Below are 24,310 nucleotides of genomic sequence, written 5' to 3'. Positions count from 1 at the left end.
CGGGGCAGCGGTGTCTTCGGGGGAGAACGAACACACGGACGGGATCGGCCGACTCCTCGCCGGGCGCTATCGGGTCGTGGCCCAGCTTGGACGCGGCGGTATGGGCATTGTCTGGCGGGCCCATGACGAGGTGCTGGGCCGAGAGGTCGCGGTCAAGGAACTGCGGACGTACACCGACGCCGCAGCGCCCGAACTGGCCGACCTGGGGCGCAGGATGCAGCGCGAGGCGCGCGCGGCGGCTCGCGTGCGCCACCCCGGAGTCATCGCCGTGCACGACGTGGCCGAGGTCGACGGGCGTCCGCTGATCGTCATGGAGCTGGTCGACGGGCCCTCCCTGGACGACGTCCTGCGTGAGCAGGGCCCCCGCGAGCCGCGCGAGGCCGCCGAGATCGGCGCGAAGGTCATGGACGCGCTGGCCGCGGCCCACCAAGCCGGAGTCCTGCACCGCGACGTGAAGCCAGGCAACATCCTGCTCGACCGCTCCGGCCGCGTGGTCCTCACCGACTTCGGCATCGCGACGATGGAGGACCCCGGCGACGGCTCCACCACGCATCTCACCCGAAGCGGTGAACTGGTCGGCTCCCTGGACTACTTGGCGCCCGAGCGCGCCCAGGGCCACGACTTCGGGCCCGCCTCCGACGTATGGGCCCTGGGCGCCACGCTGTACGCGGCCGTCGAGGGCACCTCACCGTTTCGCCGTACGTCGACCTGGTCCACGCTCACCGCGATCGTGGCCGAACCGCTGCCGGAGCCACGGGCCTCCGGGCCGCTGGGCCCCGTACTGCAGGAGCTGATGCAGAAGCAGCCGCAGGACCGGCCGGACGCCGACCGGGCCCGCGAGCTGCTGGAAGCCGTGGCGCAGACCCCTGACCAGGACGCCGCGACCACCAACCTGCGTGGATCCGCACCGAAGCAACGCGAGGCCACCGAGCGAAGCGTCGCGGCGGTACCGCCCGGCTTCGGGGCTCCGGGCTCGGCCGGGCCGGGCCTCGGAGCGCCACAGCCTCAGGACGGGGCCACCGCCTCCGACGGCGGCCCCCGGCGTCGTAAGGCCCGAGTCCTTCTCGCCGCCGCTGCCGTCACCGTCGTCCTGGCCGCGACCGGCGTCTCCGTGGCCCTGCTGACCGACTCCGACGACTCCAAGACGGCCGGGCGGCCTTCGGCCTCCCGGGAAGCCGGCGACTCCCTGTCCTCGGCGGGCCCCAGTCGTGGCACGGTGGACGCGTCGGACGAGCCCGATCCCACCCAGCAGGGCGACCAGCAGTCCTCGCCCACGCCCGCGCCCGGGAAGCCGGAGCGCCCGGAGGCCGCCGAGCCGACGAAGAAGGCCCCCGCCCCTTCGCCGGGCCTCACCGACGGCGGCGGTGCCACAGGCGGCGGCAACTCAGGCGGCACGAGCGGCGGCGGCTCCAGCCCCGCTCCCGGCTGCAATCCCATCGGCGGCGGCAAGTACGACTGCGAAGTCTGGCGCACCGCTGCGTCCTACACCGCGGACGGAGCCGAGGTCGGCACTCTCAAGGCGGGCACCAACTACTTCTACTGCCAGCAGAACCTGGGCCGCCGCGAGACCTACGACGAGTGGACGAACATCTGGTGGGCGAAGACGGACGACGACAGCGGCAACAAGAACGTCTTCATCAGCGACGTCTACATCAAGGGCGGCGACAACGACGAACCGGTGCCGGGACTGCCGGAATGCTGAGAGCGTACGTACTTCTCCAGGCCGGAGGCCGTCGTCCACCCCTCCTCGGCGAACAGCCGGGTGCCGCGCATGCACAGGGCCTGGTCGCCGCGCGCGCGGAAGCAGAACTCCTCGGGTGTGGAGCCGAACAGTTCCCTCAACCGCGGTGACTCGGCGAGGAGTTCGGTGAGCAGCGCATGCTCGCCGAGGTGCCTGCGCGGGGTACCGGAGCCGTTGTGCAGGACGCCACGCCGGTTGACGTAGAGATGGGCGCCGTCGAGCAGCTCGCCCGACTCCAACTCGACGGGAACGTCGCGAGCGGGCAGCAGGACACGGTCGTACGCACCGGACGGCGCGGTGACGCCCTCGCTCCGGTCGATCGCGTCGAGCTGCGCCGGGTTCAGCCAGGTGAGGAACAACTCCCGGGTGAGTCCGGGAGCGCGGAAGGGCGAGGCGGACACGTAACCGAGCCCGGTGATATGCGCGGAGACACCGATCTCGATGCCCGTGACCTTCGCCTTCACCAGGGGGATGGGTGCGGTGACCCCGTACTCCCGCATCTTGTGCCGGAGTTGGGCGGGGCAGGCGTTGGAGCCGACCGCGAGGACCGGGACGCGGTCCTCGAAGGTGAGGCGGGTCAGCGGCAACAACCGGTCGCCGTCCAGGAGTCCGGACTCCTCGGGCCAGGCGCCCGGATAGGTCAGGGGGCGGTCGCGCGGGGCCTCGGCGAGGCCGAGTGCCGTGAGGGCGCGGTGATCCGGATACGTCATCGGTCAGCTCGCCGGCGGCAGTTCGCCCGAGCCGCGGGTGATCAGTCTGGTCGGGAGTTCGATGCGCTCCGGGAGGGCGAGTGTGCCGTCGAGCCGGCGGAAAAGACGGTCGGCGGCGGTGCGGCCGAGCTGGGCGGCGTCCTGGGCGACGACGGTGACGCCGGGCTGGAGGAGATCGGCGAGTTCGATGTCGTCGAAACCGACGAGGGCGACGGGCCGGGAGTGTTCGGCGAGGACGCGGACGACGGTGACCGTGACGCGGTTGTTGCCCGTGAAGATCGCGGTGACGGGAGAGGGCCCCGACAGCATGGCCTCGGCGGCCCGGCGGACCCGCTGCGGATCGGTGACGCCCAGGGAGGTCCAGGCCTCCTCGACCGGGACGCCCGCGGCCTCCATGGCGGTGCGATAGCCGCGCAGCCGCTCGGCGGCGGTGTGGATGCGGGGCATGTCGCCGATGAAGCCGATCCGGCGGTGCCCGTGGGCGATGAGATGGGCGACGCCGTCGCGCGCACCGCCGAAGTTGTCGGACAGGACGACGTCCGCGTCGATCTGACCGGCCGGGCGGTCCACGAAGACCGTGGCGACGCCCGCCTTTATCTCCGGTTCCAGATAGCGGTGGTCGTCACCGGCCGGGATGACGACGAGCCCGTCCACGCGGCGCGCGCACAGCGCCAGGACCAACTCCTGCTCGCGGTCCGGGTCCTCGGCGCTGGAGCCGTTGATCAGCAGGGCGCCGTGCGCGCGGGCCACTTCCTCGACCGCGCGGCTGAGCGGGCCGTAGAAGGGGTCCGAGAGATCCTCCAGGACCAGGCCGATGCTCGCGGTGCGCCCCTTGCGGAGCACCCGCGCGCTGTCGTTGCGGCGAAAGCCCAGTGCGTCGATCGCCTCCTGCACCCGGCGCTCGGTGTCCGGGGTGACCCCCGGCTCACCGTTGACTACGCGCGACACCGTCTTGAGGCCGACTCCGGCACGCGCCGCGACGTCTTTCATGGTCGGACGGTTGCCGTAGCGGTTGTCGGGTCGGCGGGCGGTCTCGGCCACGATGCGCTGTCCTGTCCTGTTGTCCACGGGATGCGTTGGTCCTGACGTGCTCAATACATGCTCAACACGTGCTCATTGCGCATGTGGCGTCGAGCATAGGGCCTGGACAACGTTGTCAGATACGGGAGACACTATCCCCCGCAATCTCCGGCCTGCCCTGCTACGGGACCAGTCGTGCTGCCTGACTTCGAGGCCAGTCGTACTGCCTGTTTCGTCCGGCCGGTGGGCCGGGGGACATCCCTGGTAAGACTTCGGGGGCGCCGCCGCCGCGGGCCGCCGCAGGAAAGACACCGCACCGGGAGACTCAGACACAGATGCACACCGACCTCGTGGCCGCGCTCGACATCGGCGGCACCAAGATCGCCGGAGCGCTGGTGGACGGCCATGGCCGGATCCTCCTGCGTACGCAGCGCGCCACGCCCGCGCAGGAGGACGGCGACACCATCATGCGGGCCGTCGAGGCCGTGCTCGGCGAGCTGACCGGCTCGCCGCTGTGGAGCCGCGCCACTGCCCTCGGCATCGGCAGCGCGGGCCCGGTGGACGCCTCGACGGGCACGGTGAGCCCCGTGAACATCCCGGGCTGGCGCGACTACCCGCTGGTCGGGCGGGTCCGCGCCGCCACCGAAGGGCTGCCCGTGGAGCTGATCGGCGACGGCGTGGCGATCACGGCCGCCGAGCACTGGCAGGGCGCGGCCCGCGGGCACGACAACGCGCTGTGCATGGTCGTCTCCACGGGCGTCGGCGGCGGTCTGGTCCTGGGCGGCCGACTGCATCCGGGGCCCACGGGCAACGCCGGCCACATCGGTCACATCAGCGTGGACCTCGACGGCGATCTCTGCCCGTGCGGGTCCCGCGGCTGCGTCGAGCGCATCGCCAGCGGGCCGAACATCGCCCGCCGCGCCATCGAGGGCGGCTGGCAGCCCGGCCCCGACGGCGACACCTCGGCCGCCGCGGTGGCCGCCGCCGCCCGCGCGGGCGACCCCGTCGCTCTGGCGTCCTTCGAGCGCGCCGCCCAGGCCCTGGCCGCCGGCATCGCCGCGACGGCGACCCTGGTGGAGATCGACATCGCGGTGATCGGCGGGGGAGTGGGCAAGGCGGGCGACCTCCTGTTCACGCCCCTGCGCGCCGCCCTGCGCGACTACGCGACGCTGTCGTTCGTCCAGCGCCTCACCGTGGCGCCCGCCCAGATGGGGACGGACGCGGGGCTGGTCGGCGCGGCGGCGGCAGCGCTCAGCAGGCAGTCGAGCACGACGACGGCGGGGGTGGGGGGCTGACCGTGACTCATGCCGGGTTTCGCAGTTGAGTCGGGCATGAAGAAGCGAAGCATGCTCGCCGTCGCGTCCCTCGCCGCCGGATTCGTCGTGGCTGCGGTCACCCCGTCCCACTCACTCGAAGGCGACGCCCTCGGCAAGCTCGACGTACAGGACACGATCGGCACGCTGGACAAGACGGTCAGCGACGGCAAGGCGGCCGTCAAACCCGTGGTCGAGAACACGCAGCGGAAGGGCTGACCGAACTTCGGCCCTGCGGGGCTGTATCTCGACATCTCGACATACCCACGTCCCGACGTCCCGACGTCCCGACAAGAAGCCCGGCCCGCCCACGGCCGGGCTTTCGCATGTGTACGACCCTTTGTCCGCCCGTGTGTCCGGCTCCTGTCTCCGGGGCGGCGGAAGGCGCCCTCATCAGGACCTGGTTTCCGTGGCAAGGTGGAGGGCAAGCCTCAGGGGGTCAACAGAAGAGGGGGAACCGTGACCGTCGTTTGGATCAACGGCGCGTTCGGTGCGGGGAAGACCACCACCGCACGGGAACTGATCGACCTGATCCCGAACAGCACACTCTTCGACCCCGAGCTCGTCGGAGCCGGGCTGACGCATCTGCTGCCGCCCAAGCACCTCGCCGAGGTCGGCGACTTCCAGGACCTGCCGATCTGGCGTCGGCTCGTGGTCGACACCGCGGCCGCGCTGCTCGCCGAACTCGGCGGCGTCCTGGTGATTCCCATGACCCTGCTCCGCCAGGACTACCGCGACGAGATCTTCGGCGGGCTCGCCTCCCGCAGGATTCCGGTACGGCATGTGCTCCTCGCCCCGGCGGAAACGATCCTGCGAGAGCGAATAGCCGGCCGCGAGGTGCCACCCGACCTCCCCGACGGGGAGATACGGGTGCGCCAGTGGTCGTACGACCACATCGAGCCCTACCGCGCCGCCCTGGCAGGCTGGCTCACCGCCGACGCCCACCTCGTGGACACCAGCGCGCTCACCCCGTACGAGTCCGCGGAGCGCATCGCCGACGCCGTACGCACCGGCGCCGTTCCCGTCTGCGACATCGTGCAGACTCCGGAGCCCACCGCGGAGACCGTAGCCGCCGGGGTGCTCCTCTTCGACGAGCAGAATCGCGTACTCCTTGTCGACCCCACGTACAAGGCCGGCTGGGAGTTCCCCGGAGGTGTCGTCGAACGGGGCGAGGCCCCCGCGCGCGCCGGCATCCGCGAGGTCGCCGAGGAGACCGGCATCCAACTCGACGACGTACCACGCCTGTTGGTCGTCGACTGGGAACCGCCCGCGCCGCCCGGCTACGGCGGACTGCGTCTCCTCTTCGACGGCGGACGGCTCGACGGCGCCGAGGCCCGGCGGATGCTGCTGCCGGGCCCCGAACTGCGCGGCTGGCGCTTCGCCAGCGAGGAGGAGGCCGCCACCCTGCTGCCACCGGTCCGCTACGAGCGCCTGCGCTGGGCGTTGCGCGCACGGGAACAGGGGGCGGCGCTCTATCTGGAGGCCGGCGTGCCCGTGGGGTAGGCCCTCAGCCGGCGCCCGCGAACTCGCTCAGCCCGCCGCGTAGTTGCGCAGGAAAAGCGCCTCGGCGACCGAAAGGCGTTCCAACTCCTCAGGAGACACGCTCTCGTTCACCGCGTGAATCTGCGCCTCCGGCTCGCTCAGGCCGATCAGGAGGATCTCCGCGCGCGGGTACAGGGACGCGAGAGTGTTGCACAGCGGGATGGAGCCACCCTGCCCGGCGTACTGCATCTCCTCCCCGTCGTACGCGATGCGCATCGCCTCGGCCATCGCCGCGTACGCCGGGCTGGAGATGTCGGCGCGGAACGGCTGGCCCTGGCCGCTGAGTTCGGTGCTCACCCGCGCGCCCCACGGCGTGTGCGCCTCCAGGTGGGCCTGGAGCAGTTTGGTCGCCTCGGTCGCGTCCACGCCCGGCGGCACCCGCAGGCTGACCAGGGCGCGGGCGCTCGCCTGCACGGACGGAGTGGCACCGACCACCGGCGGGCAGTCGATGCCGAGCACGGTCACGGCAGGACGCGCCCAGATTCGGTCGGCGACCGTGCCGGAGCCGATCAGCTCCACACCGTCGAGCACCTTGGCGTCCTCGCGGAACTGGTCTTCCTCGTACTGCAGGCCGGCCCAGCGCGCTTCGCCCGTCAGCCCGTCGACCGTCGTCGAACCGTCCTCGGCGCGCAGCGAGTCCAGTGCGCGGATCAGCGCGGCGAGCGCGTCGGGTGCCGCGCCGCCGAACTGCCCCGAGTGCAGATTGCCGCCGAGGGTGTCGATCCGGACGCGTACGGCGGTCATGCCGCGCAGCGCCGTGGTGACCGTCGGCACGCCGACCCGGAAGTTGCCGGAGTCACCGATGACGATCGTGTCGGCGGTGAGGAGATCCGGGTGTTCCTCGGCGTACCGCTCCAGACCGCCCGTGCCCTGCTCCTCCGAACCCTCCGCGATCACCTTGACGTTGACCGGGACGCCGCCGTTCGCCTTGAGCGCGCGCAGGGCGAGAAGGTGCATGATGACGCCGCCCTTGCAGTCGGCGGCGCCCCGCCCGTACCAGCGGCCGTCGCGCTCCGTCAGCTCGAACGGCGGTGTCACCCACGCCGTTTCGTCGAGCGGTGGCTGCACGTCGTAGTGCGCGTACAGCAGCACGGTCTTCGCGCCTTCGGGCCCGGGCAGGAAGCCGTACACCGACTGTGTGCCGTCCGGGGTGTCGAGCAGCGCCACGTCCTGGAAGCCCTCGGTGCGCAGCGCCTGGGCGACCCAGTTCGCGGCGCCCTCGCTCTCGCTGCGGGGGAACTGGCTGAAGTCCGCCACCGACTTGAAGGCCACCAGCTCGGTGAGCTCCGCCTTCGCCCTGGGTATCAGCGAGGCGACGGTCTCGGCGACCGGGTTCGACGACATGGGCACGCTCCTCGTAGGTGCGACGTTGTACGGATGGGTATGTGTGGGATGCACGCGCGTACGGGTGCGCGGCGTGCATACGCTGCCGATACTCCCACAGCGGTCTTCGGCTGGGGGGTGATCCAAACGGCACCCCCTGGGCCCGCCGTAGGATGCGGGGGGCAGGAGCGGCAGGCGGCTGGATCGGAGCAGCAGACCATCGTGAGCAGCGAGAACTCTTCGGACGACGCACAGCGAGTATGGGACGTCGTCGTGGTCGGTGCGGGGCCCGCGGGTGCCTCGGCGGCTTATGCGGCAGCGGTCGCGGGGCGCCGTGTCCTGGTGCTGGAGAAGGCGGAGTTGCCCCGCTACAAGACATGCGGCGGCGGCATCATCGGTCCCTCGCGCGACGCCCTGCCGCCCGGCTTCGAGCTGCCGCTGCGGGACCGGGTGCACGCGGTCACGTTCTCGCTGGACGGCAGGTTCACCCGCACCCGCCGCTCCAGGCAGATGCTCTTCGGGCTCATCAACCGGTCCGAGTTCGACCAGCGGCTCGTCGAGCACGCACAGAAGGCGGGTGCCGAACTGCGCACCGGCGTCACGGTCGCGCGCGTGGAACAGCACGGCTCCGCCGTACCGGACCGGCGCACCGTGGCCGTCGTACTGCAGGACGGCGAGACCGTGTTGGCGCGCGCCGTGGTCGGCGCGGACGGCAGCGCCAGCCGGATAGGAGCCCACGTCGGAGTGAAGCTCGACCAGGTCGACCTCGGCCTGGAGGCGGAGATCCCCGTCCCGGAGACCGTCGCCGAGGACTGGAAGGGGCGCGTCCTCATCGACTGGGGCCCCATGCCCGGCAGTTACGGGTGGGTCTTCCCCAAGGGCGACACCCTCACCGTCGGCGTGATCTCGGCCCGCGGTGAAGGGGCCGCCACCAAGCGGTACTTGGAGGACTTCATCGCCCGGCTCGGGCTCGCCGGTTTCGAACCGAGCATCTCGTCCGGGCATCTGACGCGCTGCCGCGCCGACGACTCGCCGCTCTCGCGCGGGCGGGTGCTGGTGTGCGGGGACGCGGCGGGGCTGCTCGAGCCGTGGACCCGCGAGGGCATCTCGTTCGCGCTCCGGTCGGGGCGGCTCGCGGGGGAGTGGGCGGTACGGATCGCCGAGGCGAACGACGCCGTGGACACCCGGCGCCAGGCCCTGAACTACGCCTTCGCCATCAAGGCGGGCCTGGGCGTCGAGATGAGCGTGGGAAAGAGCCTGTTCCTGGTCTTCGCACGCCGGCCCGGTATGTTCCACGCGGCGCTCACGGGCTTCCGGCCCGCCTGGAAGGCGTTCACGGGGATCACCCGCGGGAGGACCTCCCTGGGCGAGATCGTTCGTACGCATCCCCTGGCCGGGCGCGCCCTGAGCTCGCTCGACCGCTGACTGGTAGGGGGCGTGGTTCAGCCCTTGACGGTGATCCGGAAGACGGGGTGGTTGCGCGCCGCGGCGAGCAGCTCCTCGTCGCTGGACTTGGCCGTGACGTCACCGAAGAAACGGCCGACCTCCCAGCCCCACTTCTTGAGGTAGGTGCGCAGGACGACGGGCTTCTCCTCGTCGGGCAGCTCCACTGCCGTGAACTCCTGTGTCTTGCGGCCCACTTGGAGCCGCCCGCCGCCGGCCGCCCGCAGATTGCGCACCCACTCGGAGTGGCCGCGCGCCGAGACGAGGTACGGGCCGCCTTCGTAGGGGAGCGGGTTGACCGGCACGCGCCGCCACTCGCCGCTCTTGCGGCCGCGGACGGAGAGCTCGGCGTTGCCGACGAGGCTGAAACCGCGGCGGGCGAGCCAGCCGATGAAGCGGTTCATGCCGGCCTCGAAGCCGCCGGGCTTGATGTAGCGCTGCTGTGCCATCGCGGGACCCCCATTGGTGATGTCGGTTGCGAGAGCACTGCTCTCGCTTGAGAGCAGTGTGCACGAGATCGGTGATCCAAAGCAAGAGCGGTGCTCTCGAATGTGTGCATCGCTCTCCAAGGTGAGCGTTGCGCTGATGCGAGAGCGTTGATCCAACTTCAGAGCACCGCTCACGTTTGTGTGCAGTGCTCCGAATTCATGGGACACTGCCTGGCATGAGTACCGCCCGAGGGGCCCGTGCCCGAGCCAGGACCGAAGTGACCGCGGCCATCAAGGACGAGGCGCGCAGACAGCTCGCGAAGGAAGGTGCCGCCAAGCTCTCGTTGCGGGCCGTCGCCCGTGAACTCGGCATGGTCTCCTCCGCGTTGTACCGCTACTTCCCCAGCCGCGACGACCTGCTGACCGCCCTCATCATCGACGCCTACGACTCGCTCGGCCAGACCGCGGAGGCCGCGCACGAGAAGGTCGCCGACGTCGGCCCGATCCGGCGCTGGGCCGCGGTGTGCGAGGCGGTGCGCGGCTGGGCGCTCGCGCATCCGCACGAGTACGCGCTGATCTACGGTTCGCCCGTGCCCGGATACGCCGCCCCCGACTCGACCGTGCCGGCGGCGTCCCGGGTCGCGCTGCTGCTCATCGAGATCGTCCGCGACGCGCACCGGGGCGTGGGCGTCGCCCTGCCACGCCTGCCCGCCGAACTCAAGCCGGAGGCGCGGCGGTTGGGCCAGGACCTCGCGCCGGATCTGCCGCCGGAGGTGGTGATGGCCTTCGCCGCCGCCTGGGCCCAGCTGTTCGGGCTGATCGGCTTCGAGGTGTTCGGCCAGTTCAACCGGGTGGTGGAGGATCGCGAAGCCTTCTTCCGGCACGCCGTCGCCCAACTCGGCCATGGCGTGGGCCTGGTGTTCCCTCAGGACACCGGCATGGGAGGCGGCGGCAGCCGGTCGGGATCCTGAGGCAGGATCGGCGCGAGCAGCCGCGAACGGCGGAGGTGTACTTCCCCGGGAGTACGTCTGATCACCACGCTCGGCGGACGCCCGGACCAGCCGTGGCGTCTAGCGTGGCTGTCATGGAAGAGCAGCGCACACGCCTGAGCGGTGGTCCGCCCTGGGCGCGGGGCGGCGGACCGCCGTGGCGATGGCGGCACGGGCCGCCGTGGTGGAACGACGGCGACGACGAGGCAGCGGAGAGCCGGCCCCGCCGGCCATGGCGTTCGACACTGCTGCTCACCGTGTTCGTCCAGGTCGGCAGCAATTTCGCCGCGCAGGAGCAGGAGAGCGTCCGCGAGTCTCTCGGCCTCTTCGCCCGGGCGCTGCTGTTCGTGGGCACCCTTCTGCTTCTGTGGCGGCATCGGTATCCGGTGTTCGTGGTGTTCGGCGTCGCGGCGTCGGCGCTGCTCTACTTCGGCGCCGGATATCCGTACGGCCCGATCTTCCTGACCGTTGCGCTCGCCTGCTTCAGCGCCGTCGTCGCGGGGCACCGACGGGCGGCCTGGGCGGCGCTCGGCATGCTGTGGGTGGCCCATCTGCTGGAGGGGCACTGGCTCTACCAGTGGCTGCCGCCGAACGACGACACGGTGGGCGACTGGGGCGAGGACGTCTCGGTCGCCGCCTGGATGGTGGCCATCGCCGCGGTCTCCGAACTCGTCCGCGTACGCCGAGAGCAGTGGGACCGGGACCGTACGGAACGCCGCCAGGCGGCCCGGCGGCGCGCCGACGAGGAGCGGCTGCGGATCGCCCGCGAGCTGCACGACGTGCTGGCGCACAGCATCTCGGTCATCAACGTCCAGGCGGGCGTGGGCCTCGCACTGCTCGACTCCGACCCGGATCAGGCCCGTACCGCGCTCACCACCATCAAGGCGGCGAGCAAGGAGGCCCTCGGGGAGGTACGCCAGGTCCTCGACACGCTCCGCACGCACGGCGACGCGCCACGTGCACCGGCGCCCGGCCTCGACCGGCTGCCCGAACTCGTCGAGCAGGCGGCAAGCGCCGGACTGACCGTCGGAGTCGAGACCCAAGGGAAGCGCAGAACCCTGCCACCGGGCGCCGACCTCGCCGCCTTCCGCATCGTGCAGGAGGCGCTGACCAACGTTGTACGGCACTCCGGTTCGCGGCACGCGCGTGTGCTGGTCGGCTACGAGGACGACGCGCTGAAGCTCCGTATCGACGACGACGGACCGGCGACCGGCGCGGACGCGGGCGGCAGCGGCAACGGACTGGCCGGAATGCGGGAGCGGGCCGCGGCCCTGGGTGGCACGATCGAGGCCGGGCCGCGCGAGGACGGCGGTTTCCGGGTACTGGCCGTACTGCCGCTCGAGCACAAGGCCAAGCCCGCCGAGCTCAAGGAGGACCGGTGATCCGCGTACTGCTCGCCGACGACCAGTCACTGGTCCGCGCAGGCTTCAAGGCGCTCCTCGACGCACAGAAGGACATCGAGGTGGCCGGAGAGGCCGCCGACGGCGAGGAGGCGCTGCGTAAGGTGCGTGAACTGCGCCCCGACGTCGTCCTGATGGACATCCGAATGCCCCTGCTCGACGGTCTCGAAGCGACCCGCCGCATCACAGGGGACGCCGACCTGCACGACGTCAAGGTGGTCATGCTCACCACCTTCGAGCTCGACGAGTACGTCTTCGAAGCCATCCGTTCCGGGGCCTCCGGCTTCCTCGTCAAGGACACCGAACCGGACGAACTGCTGCGCGCGGTCAGGGCGGTGGTCGAGGGCGACGCGCTACTGTCGCCCGGCGTGACGCGGCGGCTGATCGCCGAGTTCGCGGCCCGGTCCAAGGAGCCGGCTGTCGCTCAGTCGCTCGCCGAGCTCACGGAGCGGGAGCGGGAGGTGATGGCCCTGGTCGGCATCGGGCTGTCCAACGACGAGATCGCCCGCCGTCTGGTCGTCAGCCCGCTCACGGCGAAGACGCATGTGAGCCGCACGATGGTGAAGCTGGGCGCGCGCGACCGGGCCCAACTGGTCGTACTGGCCTATGAGTCGGGGTTGGTACGGCCGGGCTGGCTGGGCTGAGGCCCGCGCTGGAAACGGACCAGCACACTGACCACCCGTACGAAGAAGAGCATGACCGCGAGCCCGCACCCGGCCATGACCAGCAGGTCTTCGGCGCCGGCAGGCAGGTCGAAGAGCAGCGCCGGACCGGACACGGCCCCGAAGACGAGGGCAGCCAGGACCGCCGCACTGCACAGCGCGTATCCGGTCTCGACGGTGATCGCGTCCCGCTCGGCCTGAGTCCGCCGTCCCCCACTGTTCTCCATGCGTCGAAGTCTCACAGCAGGACGCCCGGCGGGCAAGAACAGCCCGCCGGGCGCACGTAGTTGCGTAGAGGGATGTGGGAGGGATCAGTCGCGGACCGGTACCCGCTCCTCCCGCTCCTCCTGTACGGACTCGGACTTGGCGACCAGGACCGTCCGCCCGGGCCCCTGTGTACGCTGCTTGCGCAGACCCGTGGCCGTGATGAGCAGCCCCGCCACCGCGATCGCCGTCACCACGATCAGCCCCGTGCGGTAGCTGTCGAGGACGGCCTGCGGAGAGGCGTCGTCGGAGGCGCTCGCGGTCACGACGGCCGTCACGATCGCCAGGAAGATCGCGCCGCCCACCTGCACCGAGGTGTTGAGCAGACCCGAGACCATGCCCTGCTCGTGGTCGTCCACGCCGTTGGTGGCCTGGATGTTGAGCGAGGGGAAGACCAGGGCGCAGGCGGCGCCGATGAACAGCATCGTCGGCAGGATCACCGCCGCGTACACCGGCTCGAGGTCGATGCGCAGGAACAGCACGTACCCGAGAGCCATCAGGGCGAAGCCCACCGGAATCAGCCGCCGGGTGCCGAACCGGTCGACGACGGCTCCCATCTTCGTGGCGGACAGCGCCACCAGCGCGCCCGCGGGCAGGAAGGCCAGCGCCGTCTCCAGGGCCGACCAGCCGAGCAGCGTCTGCAGGTACAGTGTGGCCAGGAACTGGTAGCCGATGTACGAGCCGAAGAACGTCATCGCGCCGAGCTGGGCCCGGATCTGGTTGCCGGAGCGCAGCACGCCGAGCCGGATCAGCGGGCCCGCCGAGCGCTGCTCGATCCGGACGAAGACCGTGAGCAGGACGGCGACCGCGAGGAACGAGAGCAGCGTACGGGCCGAGGTCCAGCCGACCTCCGGGGCCTGGACGACGGTGTAGACGAGCAGCAGCATCGAGGCCGTGCCGATGATGGCACCGGGGATGTCGTAGCCGTTGTGGTCCTTCTCCCGCTCGCTGCGCGGGAGCAGCTTGAGGCCGGCGATCAGGGCGATGATCGCGATGGGTGCGGGCAGCAGCATGGTCAGGCGCCAGCTTGCCTCGGTGAGCAGCCCGGACAGAACGAGGCCCATGGAGAAGCCGGTGGCGGCGCAGGTGGTGTAGATCGAGAGAGCGCGGTTGCGCAGCGGGCCCTCGGCGAAGGTCGTGGTGATGATCGACAGGCCGGCGGGTGCGGTGAACGCCGCGCTCAGGCCCTTGATGAAGCGGCTGGCGATCAGCAGCGGGCCGGAGTCGACGAGTCCGCCGAGCAGCGAGGCGAGCGCGAAGACGGCCAGGGCGACCAGGAAGACCTGGCGGCGGCCCAGCAGGTCGGCGGTCCGTCCGCCGAGGAGCAACAGGCCGCCGTAGCCCAGGATGTAGCCGCTGACGACCCATTGCAGGGCCGAGGTGGAGAGGTCGAGTTCGGATCCGATGGACGGCAGGGCGACGCCGACCATCGACACGTCCAACGCGTCCAGGAACATCGCGGCGCAGAGCACCAGGAGGGTGCCCCACAGGCGAGGTGTCCAGCGTTCCTGGGCCGCGGAGTTGGTGAGCGGAGAGGTCATGCGCCTCACGCTACATGCGTATGCATTGAATGCAAGCGCATTTAATTCAGATGCAACAAAGCCGGTTCTTTGCTACGGTCCGGCTTCATGGCGGCTATGGAGAACGCCGAGCAGGGGCTCGTCGACCAGTGGCGCGACCTCCTCGCGGTGCATGCGCGCACCGTGTCCGAGCTCGACCGCGCACTGCATCAACACGGCTTGTGCGCCAGCGACTTCGAGGTGCTCGACGTGCTGGCAGGGTGCGCCGCCTCCGACGGCGCCGGTGCGTATCGCGTCCAGGAGATCGCCGAGCGGGTCCATCTCAGCCAGAGCGCACTGTCCCGGCTGATCGGCCGGCTCGAGAAGGACGGTCTCGTGGAGCGCTGCATGTGTCCGCAGGACCGGCGAGGCGTGCGCGTCTCGCTCACGCTCAAGGGGCGTGCGCTGCACGGCGACGTACTGCCGGTGCAACGCGCTGTACTGGGGCGGATGCTGGCGGAGGGTTCGGGCGGCTGACGGGGTTCGCCGCCTGGTCCCGCCGAGCAGTCAGGACTCAGCTCCAGGTGACCGCCGACGTCTCGCGCCACAGCGTCGCGATGGAGGAGTCTCCGGTGACCCTCGGGAACGGCCGCCGGTTCCACAGTGACAGGTAGAGCTCGGCCGCCGGACCTGCCAACTCGCAGTCGGCGCCGGTCAGTTCACCCCGCTCGCTCACCGGCGGCTCGGGCGACAGTCGTACGGTCCACACCGCGTCGGTGTCCTCGGCCCGCACCCTCAGTACGCGCGGCACCTCCGTGCGCACCCTGCTCTTCTTGCGTGCGTGGAAGCCGAGGAGCAGCTCGTCGACGCCGTCGAGCGCGAAGTCGACGGCGATCGGGTTCGGGGTTCCGGAGAGCGCGGACTCCGCGTCGTACCGGTGCACCGTCGTCTCGTGTGCCTGTCTCCGTGCCCAGAAGGCGAGCGGTGAGGGCGCGGGCAGGAAGCTCCAACAGTCCACGTCGGCAGGGGCGTTGGTGAGCGTGTCGACCAGCCGACGATGGCCCTCGCGGAACCAGGTCAGCAACTCCGTACCGTCCAGATCCGGCAGGCCCTCGTCGGGGTGGTACGAGGTGTGTCTCTCGGCGACGAACGCCGTGGCCCAGCGGTGCACCATGCCCGTGTGCCGCACCAGGTCCCGCACCTGCCAGCCGGGACAGGTGGGCACCTTGGCCTCGGTCCCGGCCTCCTCGGCGGCCCTGGCCAGCAACTGGCCCTCGGCGTCCAGGATTCGAATGTGCTGCGCGGTCTCCATGCGGTGAGTCTGCCGGATGGAGTGCGGTCGAGGGGAAGGGGTTGCCGAGTCGGGTCACCGACCTGGACTCCGGCTTGTGGTGGGCGGGCTCGGCCAGTAATCGGCTGTGCCACGCCCACCCATGATCCATAGCCTTGGACGGTCTGCCGGTTGACGCTTCAAGGAGTCCCCCCACGTGACCACCGCACCGGACCTGCCCGACATCCTGTCGAACGAATTCGCCGAGGATCCCTATCCCGCCTACCGGGTCATGCGCGAGCGCGCCCCGCTGATCTGGCACGAGGCCACCCAGAGCTACATCGTGTCGCGCTACGAAGACGTCGAACGGATCTTCAAGGACCGCGACGGGCAGTTCACCACCGACAACTACGTATGGCAGATCGAGCCCGTGCACGGCAGGACGATCCTGACGCTCAGCGGGCGTGAGCACGCGGTGCGACGGGCCCTGGTGGCCCCGGCCTTCCGCGGCCGTGACCTGCAGGAGAAGTTCCTGCCCGTCATCGAGGACAACGCCCGGGCACTCATCGACAGGTTCCGCCACACGGGAAGCGCCGACCTCGTCGCGGACTTCGCGACACGCTTTCCCGTCAACGTCATCGCCGACATGCTGGGCCTGGACAAGGCCGACCACGACCGCTTCCACCGCTGGTACACGTCGGTGATCGCCTTCCTCGGCAATCTCGCGGGCGATCCGGAGGTCGCCGCGGCCGGTGAGCGCACCCGCACCGAGTTCGCCGAGTACATGATCCCGATCATCCGGCACCGCCGTGACCACCTCGGCGACGACCTGCTGTCCACGCTGTGCGCCGCCGAAGTGGAAGGCGTGCGCATGAGCGACGAGGACATCAAGGCGTTCTGTAGTCTGCTGCTCGCGGCGGGCGGGGAGACCACGGACAAGGCCCTCGCGAGCATCTTCGCCAACCTGCTGGCGCATCCCGAACAGCTCCAGGCCGTGCGGGAGGACCGCTCACTGATCGAGCGGGCCTTCACGGAGACCCTGCGGTACACCCCGCCGGTCCACATGATCATGCGACAGACGGCCGTGGAGGTCGAGCTGAGCGGCGGCACCGTTCCGCCGGGAGCCACGGTGACCTGCCTGATCGGAGCCGCGAACCGGGACCCCGCCCGCTACCGGGAGCCGGACCGCTTCGACATCTTCCGCGACGATCTGACGACCACGACGGCCTTCTCCGCCGCGGCCGACCATCTCGCCTTCGCCCTGGGCCGCCACTTCTGCGTGGGCGCCCTGCTGGCCCGCGCCGAGGTCGAGATCGGGGTGGGCCAACTCCTCGACGCCATGCCCGACATGCGGCTCGACGATGGTTTTCGGCCAGCCGAGCAGGGCGTGTTCACACGGGGACCGCAGGCGCTGCCGGTGCGCTTCACACCGGTCGGCCTCTGACGGCGTTGCCCGGGGCGGGCCTCACCGCAGAGTGGGCGTGAACTCCACCGGCAGTGAGGTCAGTCCCCGCATCCAGATGGACGGCCGCCACACGAGATCCTCCGGATCGACCGACAGGACGACGTCGGGCAGACGCTCCAGCAGCGTCTCGACGGCCGTACGCGCGATGACGTCGGCGAGCAGCGGAGCCGGATAGGGGCAGCGGTGCTCGCCGTTGGAGAAGGACAGGTGGGCGCCGTTCCCCTCGGCGCCGACATGGCCCTCGGGCCAGATCTGCGGGTCGGTGTTGGCCGCCGCGAGCCCGAGGACCAGGCAGTCGCCCGCCTTGATCCGGCGCCCGCCGAGCAGCGTGTCGCGCACCGCCCAGCGGCCGATGAAGTTCTGGGTGGGCGTGTCCAGCCACAGCACCTCGGTGAGGGCCTCGCCGACACTGACCCGGCCGCCGGAGACGTTGAGCGCGAAGCGGTCGTCGGTGAGCAGCAGCCGCAGCGTGTTGCAGATCCAGTTGGCGGTGGGCTGCTGGGCCGCCGCGACGACCGAGATCAGGTCCTGGACGATCGCGTCGTCGCTCAGCCCCTCGGGGTGGGCCAGCATGCGGGAGACGACGTCCGCGCCGGACTCCGCGCGCTTGTCCTTCACCAGTTGCTGGATGCGTTCCTGGACGCGGACGTAGGCTGCGACCGGATCCTCGCCCTCGCCCGTGTCCAGGGAGATCCGCAAGTCCCGTACGAGGTCGTCGGTGTCCGTGCTGTGGGCCGCCATACCGCACATCTCCACCGCGGCCCGCATCGCCAGGGGGTGTGCGTACGCGCTCATCAGCTCGGTCTCGCCACTGCCCGCGAAGGCGTCGATGAGCTGGTCGGCGATCCGCCCGCAGTTGACCCCGAGTTCGAACTGGTCGACGCCCTCCAGGGCCTCGGTGATGACGCCGGCCCGCCGCTGGTGCTCGGCACCCTCGGTGAACAGCACCGAGGGCTGGTAGCCGACGAAGGGGAGCAGCGGCCAGTCCGCGGGAATGTGCTCCCACTGGTTCCAGCGCCGCGAGTCGCGGGCGAAGAGTTCGTCGTGGGAGGTGACGAAGGAGACCTCCGGATAACCGAGGACCAGCCAGGCGGGCACGCCGCCGTCCAGCAGTACGGGCGCCACGGGGCCGTGGGAGCGGCGCAGTTCCTGGTACAGCGCGGCGGGGGTCTGCTGGTACTCCAGACCGCTCAGCGGAACCGCGTCCGCGTGCACCGGGCAGCCCGAGGTGCTCTGCTTCGGGTCGGCGGGGCGCGGGTCGGGGCCGGTCGCGTCGTCGTTCATGGTGTCATCTCCCGGGCCATGGCCAGTTCGTAGAGGTGGTCGACAAGAGTGATCAGGACGTTCTTGCCGGACGAGCGGACCCGTGCGTCGCAGTCGATCAGCGGTATGTGCTCGGGCAGCGTGAGTGCCTGGCGGATCTCGCTCAGGGAGAAGGCGTTGGTGTCGTGCTCGAACCGGTTGACCGCGACGACGAAGGGAGTCTTGTGATGCTCCAGACGGTCGATGGCGTACCAGCAGTCGCTCATCCGCCGGGTGTCCACCAGCACGACGGCGCCCAGTGTGCCCGCGAAGAGCCGGTCCCACAGGAACCAGAAGCGCTCCTGGCCCGGGGCACCGAACAGATACAGGACCGTGCGCTCGGTCAGGCTGATCCGGCCGAAGTCGAAGGCGACGGTCGTCGTGGACTTGTCGGCCAGGCCCGCCGTCCGGTCGATGCCGACACCGGCCTTGGTCATGACCTCTTCGGTGTTCAGGGGCCGGATCTCGCTGACCGAGCGGACCAGAGTGGTCTTGCCGACACCGAAGCCGCCCACCACGACGATCTTGAGCCCGGTCTCGGCCGTGGCGCTGAGCGGCGTACGGGCAGGGGGCTCAGAGCTTGTGGAGGGCTCAAAGCTTACGGAGTCCATCGAGAACCTCCAGCAGGAGAGCGGATTCGGGCAGGGCGGCCACGGCCGGGGCGGACCGGGGATGGCGAGCGGTGACCTTCGCCATCGCCAGCAGGTCTCCCACCAGGATCCGGACGACCGTCACCGGAAGCCGCAGCTCGGCGGCGATCTCGACCACGGCGGTCGGGCGACGGCACAGCTCCAGGATCCGGACGTGCTCGGACTGCATGCCGCGCGCGGGCTCGCACTCGCTGACGATCAGTGAGACGAGGTCGAGATCGTCGGGGGCCTCGCTGCGGCCCCCGGTGATGGTGTACAGCCGGTCCGGGTCCCCGGTGTCGACCGGACGTCGGCTCATGGGATCAGCTCTCCTCTATCGGGGCGCGGGCCTCGGCACGCAGGTGCTCGCCGATCCGCTCCACCAGGTCGGTCATGTGGTGCCCCACCACACCCGGATCGGCGCCGTCATCCGCGACGACCGCCAGGTGCGCGCCCTCACCGGCCTCGACGATGAACAGCAGTCCGCCGTAGAACTCCGTCATCGAGTGCCGTACGCCGCCGCTGCCGTCGCCGAACTCGACCGAGGCGCCCTGCGCCAGGGCCTGCATCCCGGAGGCGATGGCCGAGAGCTGGTCGGCCTGGTCGACGCCCAACCGCTCGGTCCAGCACAGCTTCAGCCCGTCGCGGGAGAGCACGAGGGCGTGCCGGGTGCCGGGGGCGCGCTCGAGAAGGCCTTCAAGAAGCCAGGTCAGTGTGGTGTCAGTGGTCTGCATGGGTGGGTGAAGAGCTGGTGATCCGTTCAGGCCCGGCCACCGGCCCTTTCCTCCAATCTCCGGTCTGTGGCGGGTCGGGGCGCCCGGTCATGGCGTCCCGCGAGAAGAAGGGCCGGGCTCAGTCGGCGTCGTGGCCGTGCGGGTCGGTCGGCTCGGTGGACGGGGCCGGTTCGCCTGCCGCCGCTGCCTGGCGTGCGCGGTGGAAGGCGCCGAAGCTCTTGCCCGCGTCACGGGAGGCGGGCCTCTCGTCCGCGGGACGTTCCGCAGGCGTACGGACGCGGTCGGCGGCCGCCATCGTGCGGCCGGGCGGACGTACGGGCAGGCCGTTGGGGGTCACCGACCCGCTGTCGCCGCCGCCGGTCGAAGCCATCGGCTCCGGCTCGGGCGCCGGGAGAGGGGGCGGGTCGGCCGGCTGCGAACGGGTGCGCCCGGCGGCGGCCACAGCACGCTCGCGCGGTCGCGCCGACGGGTCGTGCAGCGGAGTCCGGGGGAGTGCCGTGCGCTGCTGGGCGAGCAGTTGGGCCGGCAGGTGTACGACGACTCCGGTGCCGCCTCGGGAGGAGGGGCGGTAACTGACGGAGATGCCGTACTTGACGGCGAGCCGTCCGACGACCGCGAGCCCCAGCCGGGTTCCCTGGAGGAAGGCGAGGTCGCTCATAGCGCCCGACACCGCCTCCTCGGCGCGTCGCAGGGCGGCGTCGGCCATCTTCAGACCGCTGTCCTCGATGGTGACGACGATGCCGGCGGAGCGTTCCTCCACATAGACGTGGACCTGGTCGATCGGCGCGGAGAAGCTGGTCGCGTTGTCCATCAGTTCGGCCAGGAGGTGCATCACGCCCTCGGCCGCGAACCCGGCCACCGCCGCGTTGCTCGAGCAGTTGAGGCTGACCCTGCGGTATGCGGCGATCCGTCCCACGGCGCCGCGCAGGATGCTCTCCATCGGGATCGGCTTGTTCCAGGACCGGCTCGCCCGCCCGCCCATGAGTAGCGCCAACCGGTCGGTGAGAAGGCCGAGTTGGGAGGTGCTGTGGTCCAGCTCGAGCAGATCGCCGAGGACCGCCTCGCCGTGCCGGTCCTGCATCTCCCGCAGATCCGCCAGGATGCCCACGGCCTGGGCCTGCACCCGGCTCAGCGCCTTCGCGCCGGCGGCCCGGGCAGCCGCGGAACGCCGCTCGCTGACCGCGAGTTCGCGTATGCCGGCCTCCACCAGATCGCGTACGACGGCGTTGGAGAACTCGGACAGCCGTAACTCCGCGCGGACCGTGTCCAGCGAGGCTCCCTCACCCAGTCTCCGTACCGCCGTGGGCAGGGTCTGCGACCTCGCCTTCAGCAGATCGTCGGTGATGCCCGCCAGGGCCCGCACCGCCTGCTCGCGTTCGCCGTCCGCGGTGGCCGCGCGCCGCTGTGCAGCGCCCAGTGTCTCCTCCACCGCGCGCTGCACAGCCCTGAGTTGAGGCTCCGTCGGATGCCAGGCACTGCCCGTTCCCATCGCAGCGGATACGGGATCTCTCGCGGGGTCCTTCATCGCCGCGGACAGCTCCGGGAGCACCGCGTCGGCCAGGTGCGCCGCCTCCGAGCGATGCCGTGCCGACTCCGCCACCGACCTGTCCACCTGCGTTGAGAGCTTGCGGTGCAGCCGGGTGGCCGCCGAGGCGAGCAGAACGAGACAGCTCCCCGCCCCCACGACCGTGCCCGCGACCCAGACGCGTGCGGCGTCCGGTGCGGCGAGCACGAGAGGAGTACCGACAGCCGCGGTCACCACCAGTGAGGCGACCGGCAGAAGCCGCCATGCCGACCTCTGGCGTGGGCTGGACGCGTCGGGATGTGCCATGCCGCGTTCCTCGATGCTTGTCGGGGGTGGTGTGCTTGCCGCGCACGCGTGGGATGCCAAGTCGCCTACGTGCAACGGCGGTTGATGTGTGAACCATGCTAACCACGCATTCCTGGCCGGAACTCGGAACTCCACATCGCCCACACATGCGGAAACAGGTCGACGCATACTGAGCGACGGCGGCCGTACCTGTGATACGCCCCAACCGATGCCGCATCGCTTTCGAATCACGCTGAACACACCCCAGCCAGGGGTGGAGCCGACGTTTTCGGCATTCATCGATACACGCGACCATTACGCGGAATTCCGGGCGGAAGAATGCCGCACGGTGGTGCCGAATTCACGCGGCGACAATCGAACTTCAGCCATTTCGGGCAACGGACGACTGGAAACGGGTCGTCGGGCGCGCGGACGTCAGCGCTTCGCCATATGCCGTGTCGTGGGCCCGCGTACCGGCGGTCAGGTCGTGAGGGCAGCGACCGCGACACCGACAGCGCAGTCCGCCTCTTCGCCGCCCATCGCCGGCACGCCGTCGATGTGATCACCGGGGCCTCCGAACCGAGCTGACTCCGCTCGAGCTCCGCACCGATGCTTCGGCTTTGAGCGGGGCGAGGTCGGGCGGGCAGCCCTTGGCGCGGAGCCAGGTGTCGAGGGCCAGGGCGACGGTACCTTCGCCGCGCCGGGCGCACGCGCAGGGCTCGGCGCCGATCCCGTGCTGCCGACCTCGCTCAGGTACCCGGTTCCTCCGGTGTCGCCGGCGGCTCTGTGGGCGTGGGCGCGGGCGGGCGGAAGAGGACGGCCCGGGCCACGGGCGGGGCGAACAGGGCGGTGACGGGCGCGGAGAGGGTCACTACGGAGCGGAAGGCGCGACCCACGACAGGGGCGCCGGGGGAGCGCTCCTGGACCCGGCGCAGGTACCAGTCGGCGACGCGGTCCGCGGGCCCGCCGGCGACCGCGGTGCCGACCGCGCCCGGCATCTTGCGGTCCGCCCCGGCGGAGATGTCCCACGCCTGCCGGGACGCCGCGAGGAGCGCCCGCTGCACGCGGCGCGTCGTGGGCGTCCGGCGCCGGTCGGCCAGCGCGTCGCGCAGGGCGACCGCGCTCATCGCGGCGACGGCCATGCCCTGCCCGTAGATCGGGTTGAAGGTGCACAGCGCGTCGCCGGTGGCGAGGAATCCGGCCGGGCGGCGGCCGGGCAGGTCGTAGCGGCGGCGGATGTTCGCGGTCCGCCGGTAGCCGAACGCCGGCGAGAGCGGCTCGGCGTCGTCCAGCCACCGGTGCAGGAGCGGATGCGGCAGCCTCTTGGTGTACGTCACGAACTCGTCGTCGTCCGTGGGCGGTTCGTCGCCGCGCAGCCCCGAGACGATGACCAGATGGGTGCCGTCCTCCAGCGGCAGCGCACCGCCGGCGTGCACCTGGTCGGGGTCGGGATAGACGTAGTAGCCGAGGGTCTCGCCGTCGAGGACGCCGCTTCTGCCGCGGTAGACGCGGGAGGCGTACGCGAGCCCCGTATCGATGGTCTCCTCGGGCGGGGTCTCGGCGCCGATCGCCGCGAGCCACTGCGGAGCCTTCGTGCCGCTGCCGGAGGCGTCGACGACCAGGTCCGCCTCGAGGGCCCGCTCCTCCGCGCGGGCGTCGCCGGAGCGGCCCCGCAGCAGCACACCCCGCACGCGCGAGGCGTCACCGAGGAGCCCGACGACATCGGTCCCCTCCACCACGCTGATCACCGGGCTGGCGAGAACCCGCCGCCGCACCCGCTCCTCGAGCTGCGCGCGCGAACCGGTGTAGATGTGCGTCGTCGCGGGCACCCGGCGGAACCAGCGGCCGTTCTGCCACAGCACCATGTCCGAGGGCATGCCCACCCGCGGTGCCCCCGCTGCCCGCAGCTCCGCCAGGAAGCCCGGCAGTAGCGACTCCAGGGCCACCTGGCCGCCCTGCAGCAGGACATGCGGATGCCGACCCTGCGGTACACCGGACCGCGGCTTGGTGCCGTCCGGTAACCGGTCGCGCTCGACGACAGTCACCCGCTCGGCGTGCCCGGCAAGGACGTGCGCCGCGAGCAGTCCCGCGAGGCTCCCGCCCACGACGACCGCATGCCGCCCGCCCCGGCCGCCGTCCTCGCCCCGACGGCCCGTTTCTCCGGCAGAGTTCACCGATCCGCCCTCCCTGGTCGTCACGTCGTGAGAAAGCACCAGTATCCCGCTCTGCAGGGCCAGTTGACCGCGATCCGGCCGTTCTGCACGCCCTGAACACACCCCGTCGGACTGCCGTCGGGCAGCACCGCCGTGAAGTCCGGGATGTGCTGGCTGCGGCCCTGCCTGCGCTCGAAGGCCAGGTTGAACGGCTGCGGCAGCACGTCCCGGAACCAACACGACGAGATGGACGGGATGTTCCGCGATCAGGCACGGAGGCTGGGCCGGACCGCCTACGCGGTCGAGCGCACCATCACCGACTACCTCGACCACCGGATGCGGGTCGTACTCCGCAACCTGAGCGAGGAACTGGCGCGCGCACAGCGATCGCTGGAGAGGACCAACGACGACCTGAAGTCCAAGGCCCACCGCAAGCTGCTGCAACTGGCGCGGTGACGCGGACCGTTGCGTCCATCGGTGCTGCCCATCCGGGGATGGGCAGCCCCGTACCAGGGCCCGCAGTTGATGGCAGCGCGGGCCCATTCGGTATCTCCGCCGCGAACACCCATGACCGATCGCGGCCCCGGCGGCGATCAGCGCCGTCCCCACGGCC

25 protein-coding genes are annotated in these 24,310 nt (G+C 71.0%); 11 read left to right on the top strand and 14 right to left on the bottom strand.

What is annotated here, in order from left to right; all coding sequences use genetic code 11:
- The first annotated feature begins 10 nt into the window (after nucleotides 1–10).
- The gene (locus OP79_RS04710; protein ID WP_033318637.1) at nucleotides 11–1,702 is read left to right on the top strand and encodes a serine/threonine-protein kinase; all 1,692 of its coding nucleotides are present in this window, start codon (nucleotides 11–13) and stop codon (nucleotides 1,700–1,702) included.
- Here OP79_RS04710 and OP79_RS04705 read toward each other — a convergent pair.
- Both OP79_RS04705 and OP79_RS04700 read right to left on the bottom strand, forming a co-directional pair.
- On the bottom strand, nucleotides 1,648–2,451 hold the full coding sequence (locus tag OP79_RS04705; RefSeq protein ID WP_033318636.1) for a hypothetical protein: 804 nt from the start codon (nucleotides 2,449–2,451) through the stop codon (nucleotides 1,648–1,650). The two genes, OP79_RS04710 and OP79_RS04705, sit on opposite strands and share 55 nt — an antisense overlap.
- Nucleotides 2,452–2,454: 3 nt before the next feature.
- Nucleotides 2,455–3,519 carry a LacI family DNA-binding transcriptional regulator gene (locus tag OP79_RS04700; RefSeq protein ID WP_033318635.1) on the bottom strand — a complete coding sequence of 355 codons (1,065 nt, stop codon included), beginning with the start codon at nucleotides 3,517–3,519 and terminating at the stop codon, nucleotides 2,455–2,457.
- Between the two features lie 287 nt (nucleotides 3,520–3,806).
- Between OP79_RS04700 and OP79_RS04695 the strand changes: the two genes are divergently transcribed.
- From OP79_RS04695 to OP79_RS04685, 3 genes are all read left to right on the top strand, one after another.
- Complete coding sequence (locus OP79_RS04695; protein ID WP_033318634.1) at nucleotides 3,807–4,766, top strand: ROK family protein; 960 nt, start codon at nucleotides 3,807–3,809, stop codon at nucleotides 4,764–4,766.
- A gap of 36 nt (nucleotides 4,767–4,802) precedes the next feature.
- Nucleotides 4,803–5,003 carry a hypothetical protein gene (locus tag OP79_RS04690; protein ID WP_033318633.1) on the top strand — a complete coding sequence of 67 codons (201 nt, stop codon included), beginning with the start codon at nucleotides 4,803–4,805 and terminating at the stop codon, nucleotides 5,001–5,003.
- Nucleotides 5,004–5,243: 240 nt separating this feature from the next.
- Nucleotides 5,244–6,287 (top strand): NUDIX hydrolase, encoded by a 1,044-nt coding sequence (locus tag OP79_RS04685; protein WP_033318632.1) that lies wholly within the window; start codon nucleotides 5,244–5,246, stop codon nucleotides 6,285–6,287.
- 27 nt (nucleotides 6,288–6,314) lie between these two features.
- Here the strand turns inward: OP79_RS04685 and OP79_RS04680 are convergent, their stop codons facing one another.
- Nucleotides 6,315–7,670, bottom strand: coding sequence for a dipeptidase (locus tag OP79_RS04680; protein WP_033318631.1), 1,356 nt, complete (start codon nucleotides 7,668–7,670; stop codon nucleotides 6,315–6,317).
- Nucleotides 7,671–7,871: 201 nt separating this feature from the next.
- On the opposite strand from OP79_RS04680, the gene OP79_RS04675 reads away from it, so the two are divergent.
- On the top strand, nucleotides 7,872–9,074 hold the full coding sequence (locus OP79_RS04675; protein ID WP_033318630.1) for a geranylgeranyl reductase family protein: 1,203 nt from the start codon (nucleotides 7,872–7,874) through the stop codon (nucleotides 9,072–9,074).
- 17 nt (nucleotides 9,075–9,091) lie between these two features.
- Here the strand turns inward: OP79_RS04675 and OP79_RS04670 are convergent, their stop codons facing one another.
- A complete protein-coding gene (locus OP79_RS04670; protein ID WP_033318629.1) occupies nucleotides 9,092–9,541 on the bottom strand; it encodes a nitroreductase family deazaflavin-dependent oxidoreductase in 450 nt (149 codons plus the stop codon).
- A 215-nt stretch (nucleotides 9,542–9,756) separates the two neighbouring features.
- Here OP79_RS04670 and OP79_RS04665 point away from each other — a divergent pair, with 215 nt between their 5' ends.
- The 3 genes from OP79_RS04665 to OP79_RS04655 all read left to right on the top strand — a co-directional run bounded on the left by OP79_RS04665 (nucleotide 9,757) and on the right by OP79_RS04655 (nucleotide 12,553).
- Nucleotides 9,757–10,491: a TetR/AcrR family transcriptional regulator gene (locus OP79_RS04665; RefSeq protein WP_033318628.1), complete on the top strand. Its 735-nt coding sequence runs from the start codon at nucleotides 9,757–9,759 to the stop codon at nucleotides 10,489–10,491.
- Between the two features lie 113 nt (nucleotides 10,492–10,604).
- Complete coding sequence (locus tag OP79_RS04660; RefSeq protein WP_078491608.1) at nucleotides 10,605–11,891, top strand: sensor histidine kinase; 1,287 nt, start codon at nucleotides 10,605–10,607, stop codon at nucleotides 11,889–11,891.
- Nucleotides 11,888–12,553, top strand: a complete 666-nt coding sequence (locus OP79_RS04655) for a response regulator transcription factor (RefSeq protein ID WP_033318626.1) — start codon at nucleotides 11,888–11,890, stop codon at nucleotides 12,551–12,553. Before OP79_RS04660 ends, OP79_RS04655 begins: the two co-directional genes overlap by 4 nt.
- Here OP79_RS04655 and OP79_RS04650 read toward each other — a convergent pair.
- Together OP79_RS04650 and OP79_RS04645 are read right to left on the bottom strand one after the other, a co-directional pair.
- A complete protein-coding gene (locus OP79_RS04650; RefSeq protein WP_033318625.1) occupies nucleotides 12,514–12,798 on the bottom strand; it encodes a DUF6332 family protein in 285 nt (94 codons plus the stop codon). The genes OP79_RS04655 and OP79_RS04650 overlap by 40 nt on opposite strands.
- An 84-nt stretch (nucleotides 12,799–12,882) precedes the next feature.
- Entirely contained in the window at nucleotides 12,883–14,376 is a 1,494-nt protein-coding gene (locus OP79_RS04645) for an MFS transporter (RefSeq protein ID WP_033318624.1), read from the bottom strand.
- Nucleotides 14,377–14,463: 87 nt separating this feature from the next.
- Between OP79_RS04645 and OP79_RS04640 the strand changes: the two genes are divergently transcribed.
- The gene (locus OP79_RS04640; RefSeq protein WP_033318623.1) at nucleotides 14,464–14,871 is read left to right on the top strand and encodes a MarR family winged helix-turn-helix transcriptional regulator; all 408 of its coding nucleotides are present in this window, start codon (nucleotides 14,464–14,466) and stop codon (nucleotides 14,869–14,871) included.
- A 37-nt stretch (nucleotides 14,872–14,908) separates the two neighbouring features.
- Here OP79_RS04640 and OP79_RS04635 read toward each other — a convergent pair whose 3' ends face one another.
- Nucleotides 14,909–15,646: a maleylpyruvate isomerase family mycothiol-dependent enzyme gene (locus OP79_RS04635; protein WP_033318622.1), complete on the bottom strand. Its 738-nt coding sequence runs from the start codon at nucleotides 15,644–15,646 to the stop codon at nucleotides 14,909–14,911.
- A gap of 175 nt (nucleotides 15,647–15,821) precedes the next feature.
- On the opposite strand from OP79_RS04635, the gene OP79_RS04630 reads away from it, so the two are divergent.
- Nucleotides 15,822–17,048, top strand: coding sequence for a cytochrome P450 (locus tag OP79_RS04630; RefSeq protein WP_033318621.1), 1,227 nt, complete (start codon nucleotides 15,822–15,824; stop codon nucleotides 17,046–17,048).
- A gap of 21 nt (nucleotides 17,049–17,069) precedes the next feature.
- Here OP79_RS04630 and OP79_RS04625 read toward each other — a convergent pair whose 3' ends face one another.
- From OP79_RS04625 to OP79_RS04595, 7 genes are all read right to left on the bottom strand, one after another.
- Nucleotides 17,070–18,353 carry a cytochrome P450 gene (locus OP79_RS04625; RefSeq protein WP_033318620.1) on the bottom strand — a complete coding sequence of 428 codons (1,284 nt, stop codon included), beginning with the start codon at nucleotides 18,351–18,353 and terminating at the stop codon, nucleotides 17,070–17,072.
- Nucleotides 18,350–18,982, bottom strand: a complete 633-nt coding sequence (locus OP79_RS04620; protein WP_033318619.1) for a GTP-binding protein — start codon at nucleotides 18,980–18,982, stop codon at nucleotides 18,350–18,352. Before OP79_RS04620 ends, OP79_RS04625 begins: the two co-directional genes overlap by 4 nt.
- A complete protein-coding gene (locus OP79_RS04615) occupies nucleotides 18,963–19,319 on the bottom strand; it encodes a DUF742 domain-containing protein (RefSeq protein WP_033318731.1) in 357 nt (118 codons plus the stop codon). The genes OP79_RS04620 and OP79_RS04615 overlap by 20 nt, the downstream gene beginning before the upstream one ends.
- Nucleotides 19,320–19,323: 4 nt before the next feature.
- Complete coding sequence (locus OP79_RS04610) at nucleotides 19,324–19,734, bottom strand: roadblock/LC7 domain-containing protein (RefSeq protein ID WP_033318618.1); 411 nt, start codon at nucleotides 19,732–19,734, stop codon at nucleotides 19,324–19,326.
- Between the two features lie 118 nt (nucleotides 19,735–19,852).
- Nucleotides 19,853–21,565: a sensor histidine kinase gene (locus OP79_RS04605; protein ID WP_078491607.1), complete on the bottom strand. Its 1,713-nt coding sequence runs from the start codon at nucleotides 21,563–21,565 to the stop codon at nucleotides 19,853–19,855.
- Nucleotides 21,566–22,293: 728 nt separating this feature from the next.
- A complete protein-coding gene (locus tag OP79_RS04600; RefSeq protein ID WP_033318617.1) occupies nucleotides 22,294–23,649 on the bottom strand; it encodes an FAD-dependent oxidoreductase in 1,356 nt (451 codons plus the stop codon).
- Between the two features lie 89 nt (nucleotides 23,650–23,738).
- Entirely contained in the window at nucleotides 23,739–23,921 is a 183-nt protein-coding gene (locus OP79_RS04595; protein WP_033318616.1) for a hypothetical protein, read from the bottom strand.
- Between the two features lie 31 nt (nucleotides 23,922–23,952).
- Here OP79_RS04595 and OP79_RS04590 point away from each other — a divergent pair, with 31 nt between their 5' ends.
- Nucleotides 23,953–24,153: a hypothetical protein gene (locus OP79_RS04590; protein ID WP_157857279.1), complete on the top strand. Its 201-nt coding sequence runs from the start codon at nucleotides 23,953–23,955 to the stop codon at nucleotides 24,151–24,153.
- Nucleotides 24,154–24,310 lie beyond the last annotated feature (157 nt).

This window comes from Streptomyces yerevanensis, from assembly GCF_000716805.1.
Lineage (GTDB): Bacteria > Actinomycetota > Actinomycetes > Streptomycetales > Streptomycetaceae > Streptomyces > Streptomyces flaveus.
This window is presented reverse-complemented; position numbering and strand designations above follow the sequence as displayed.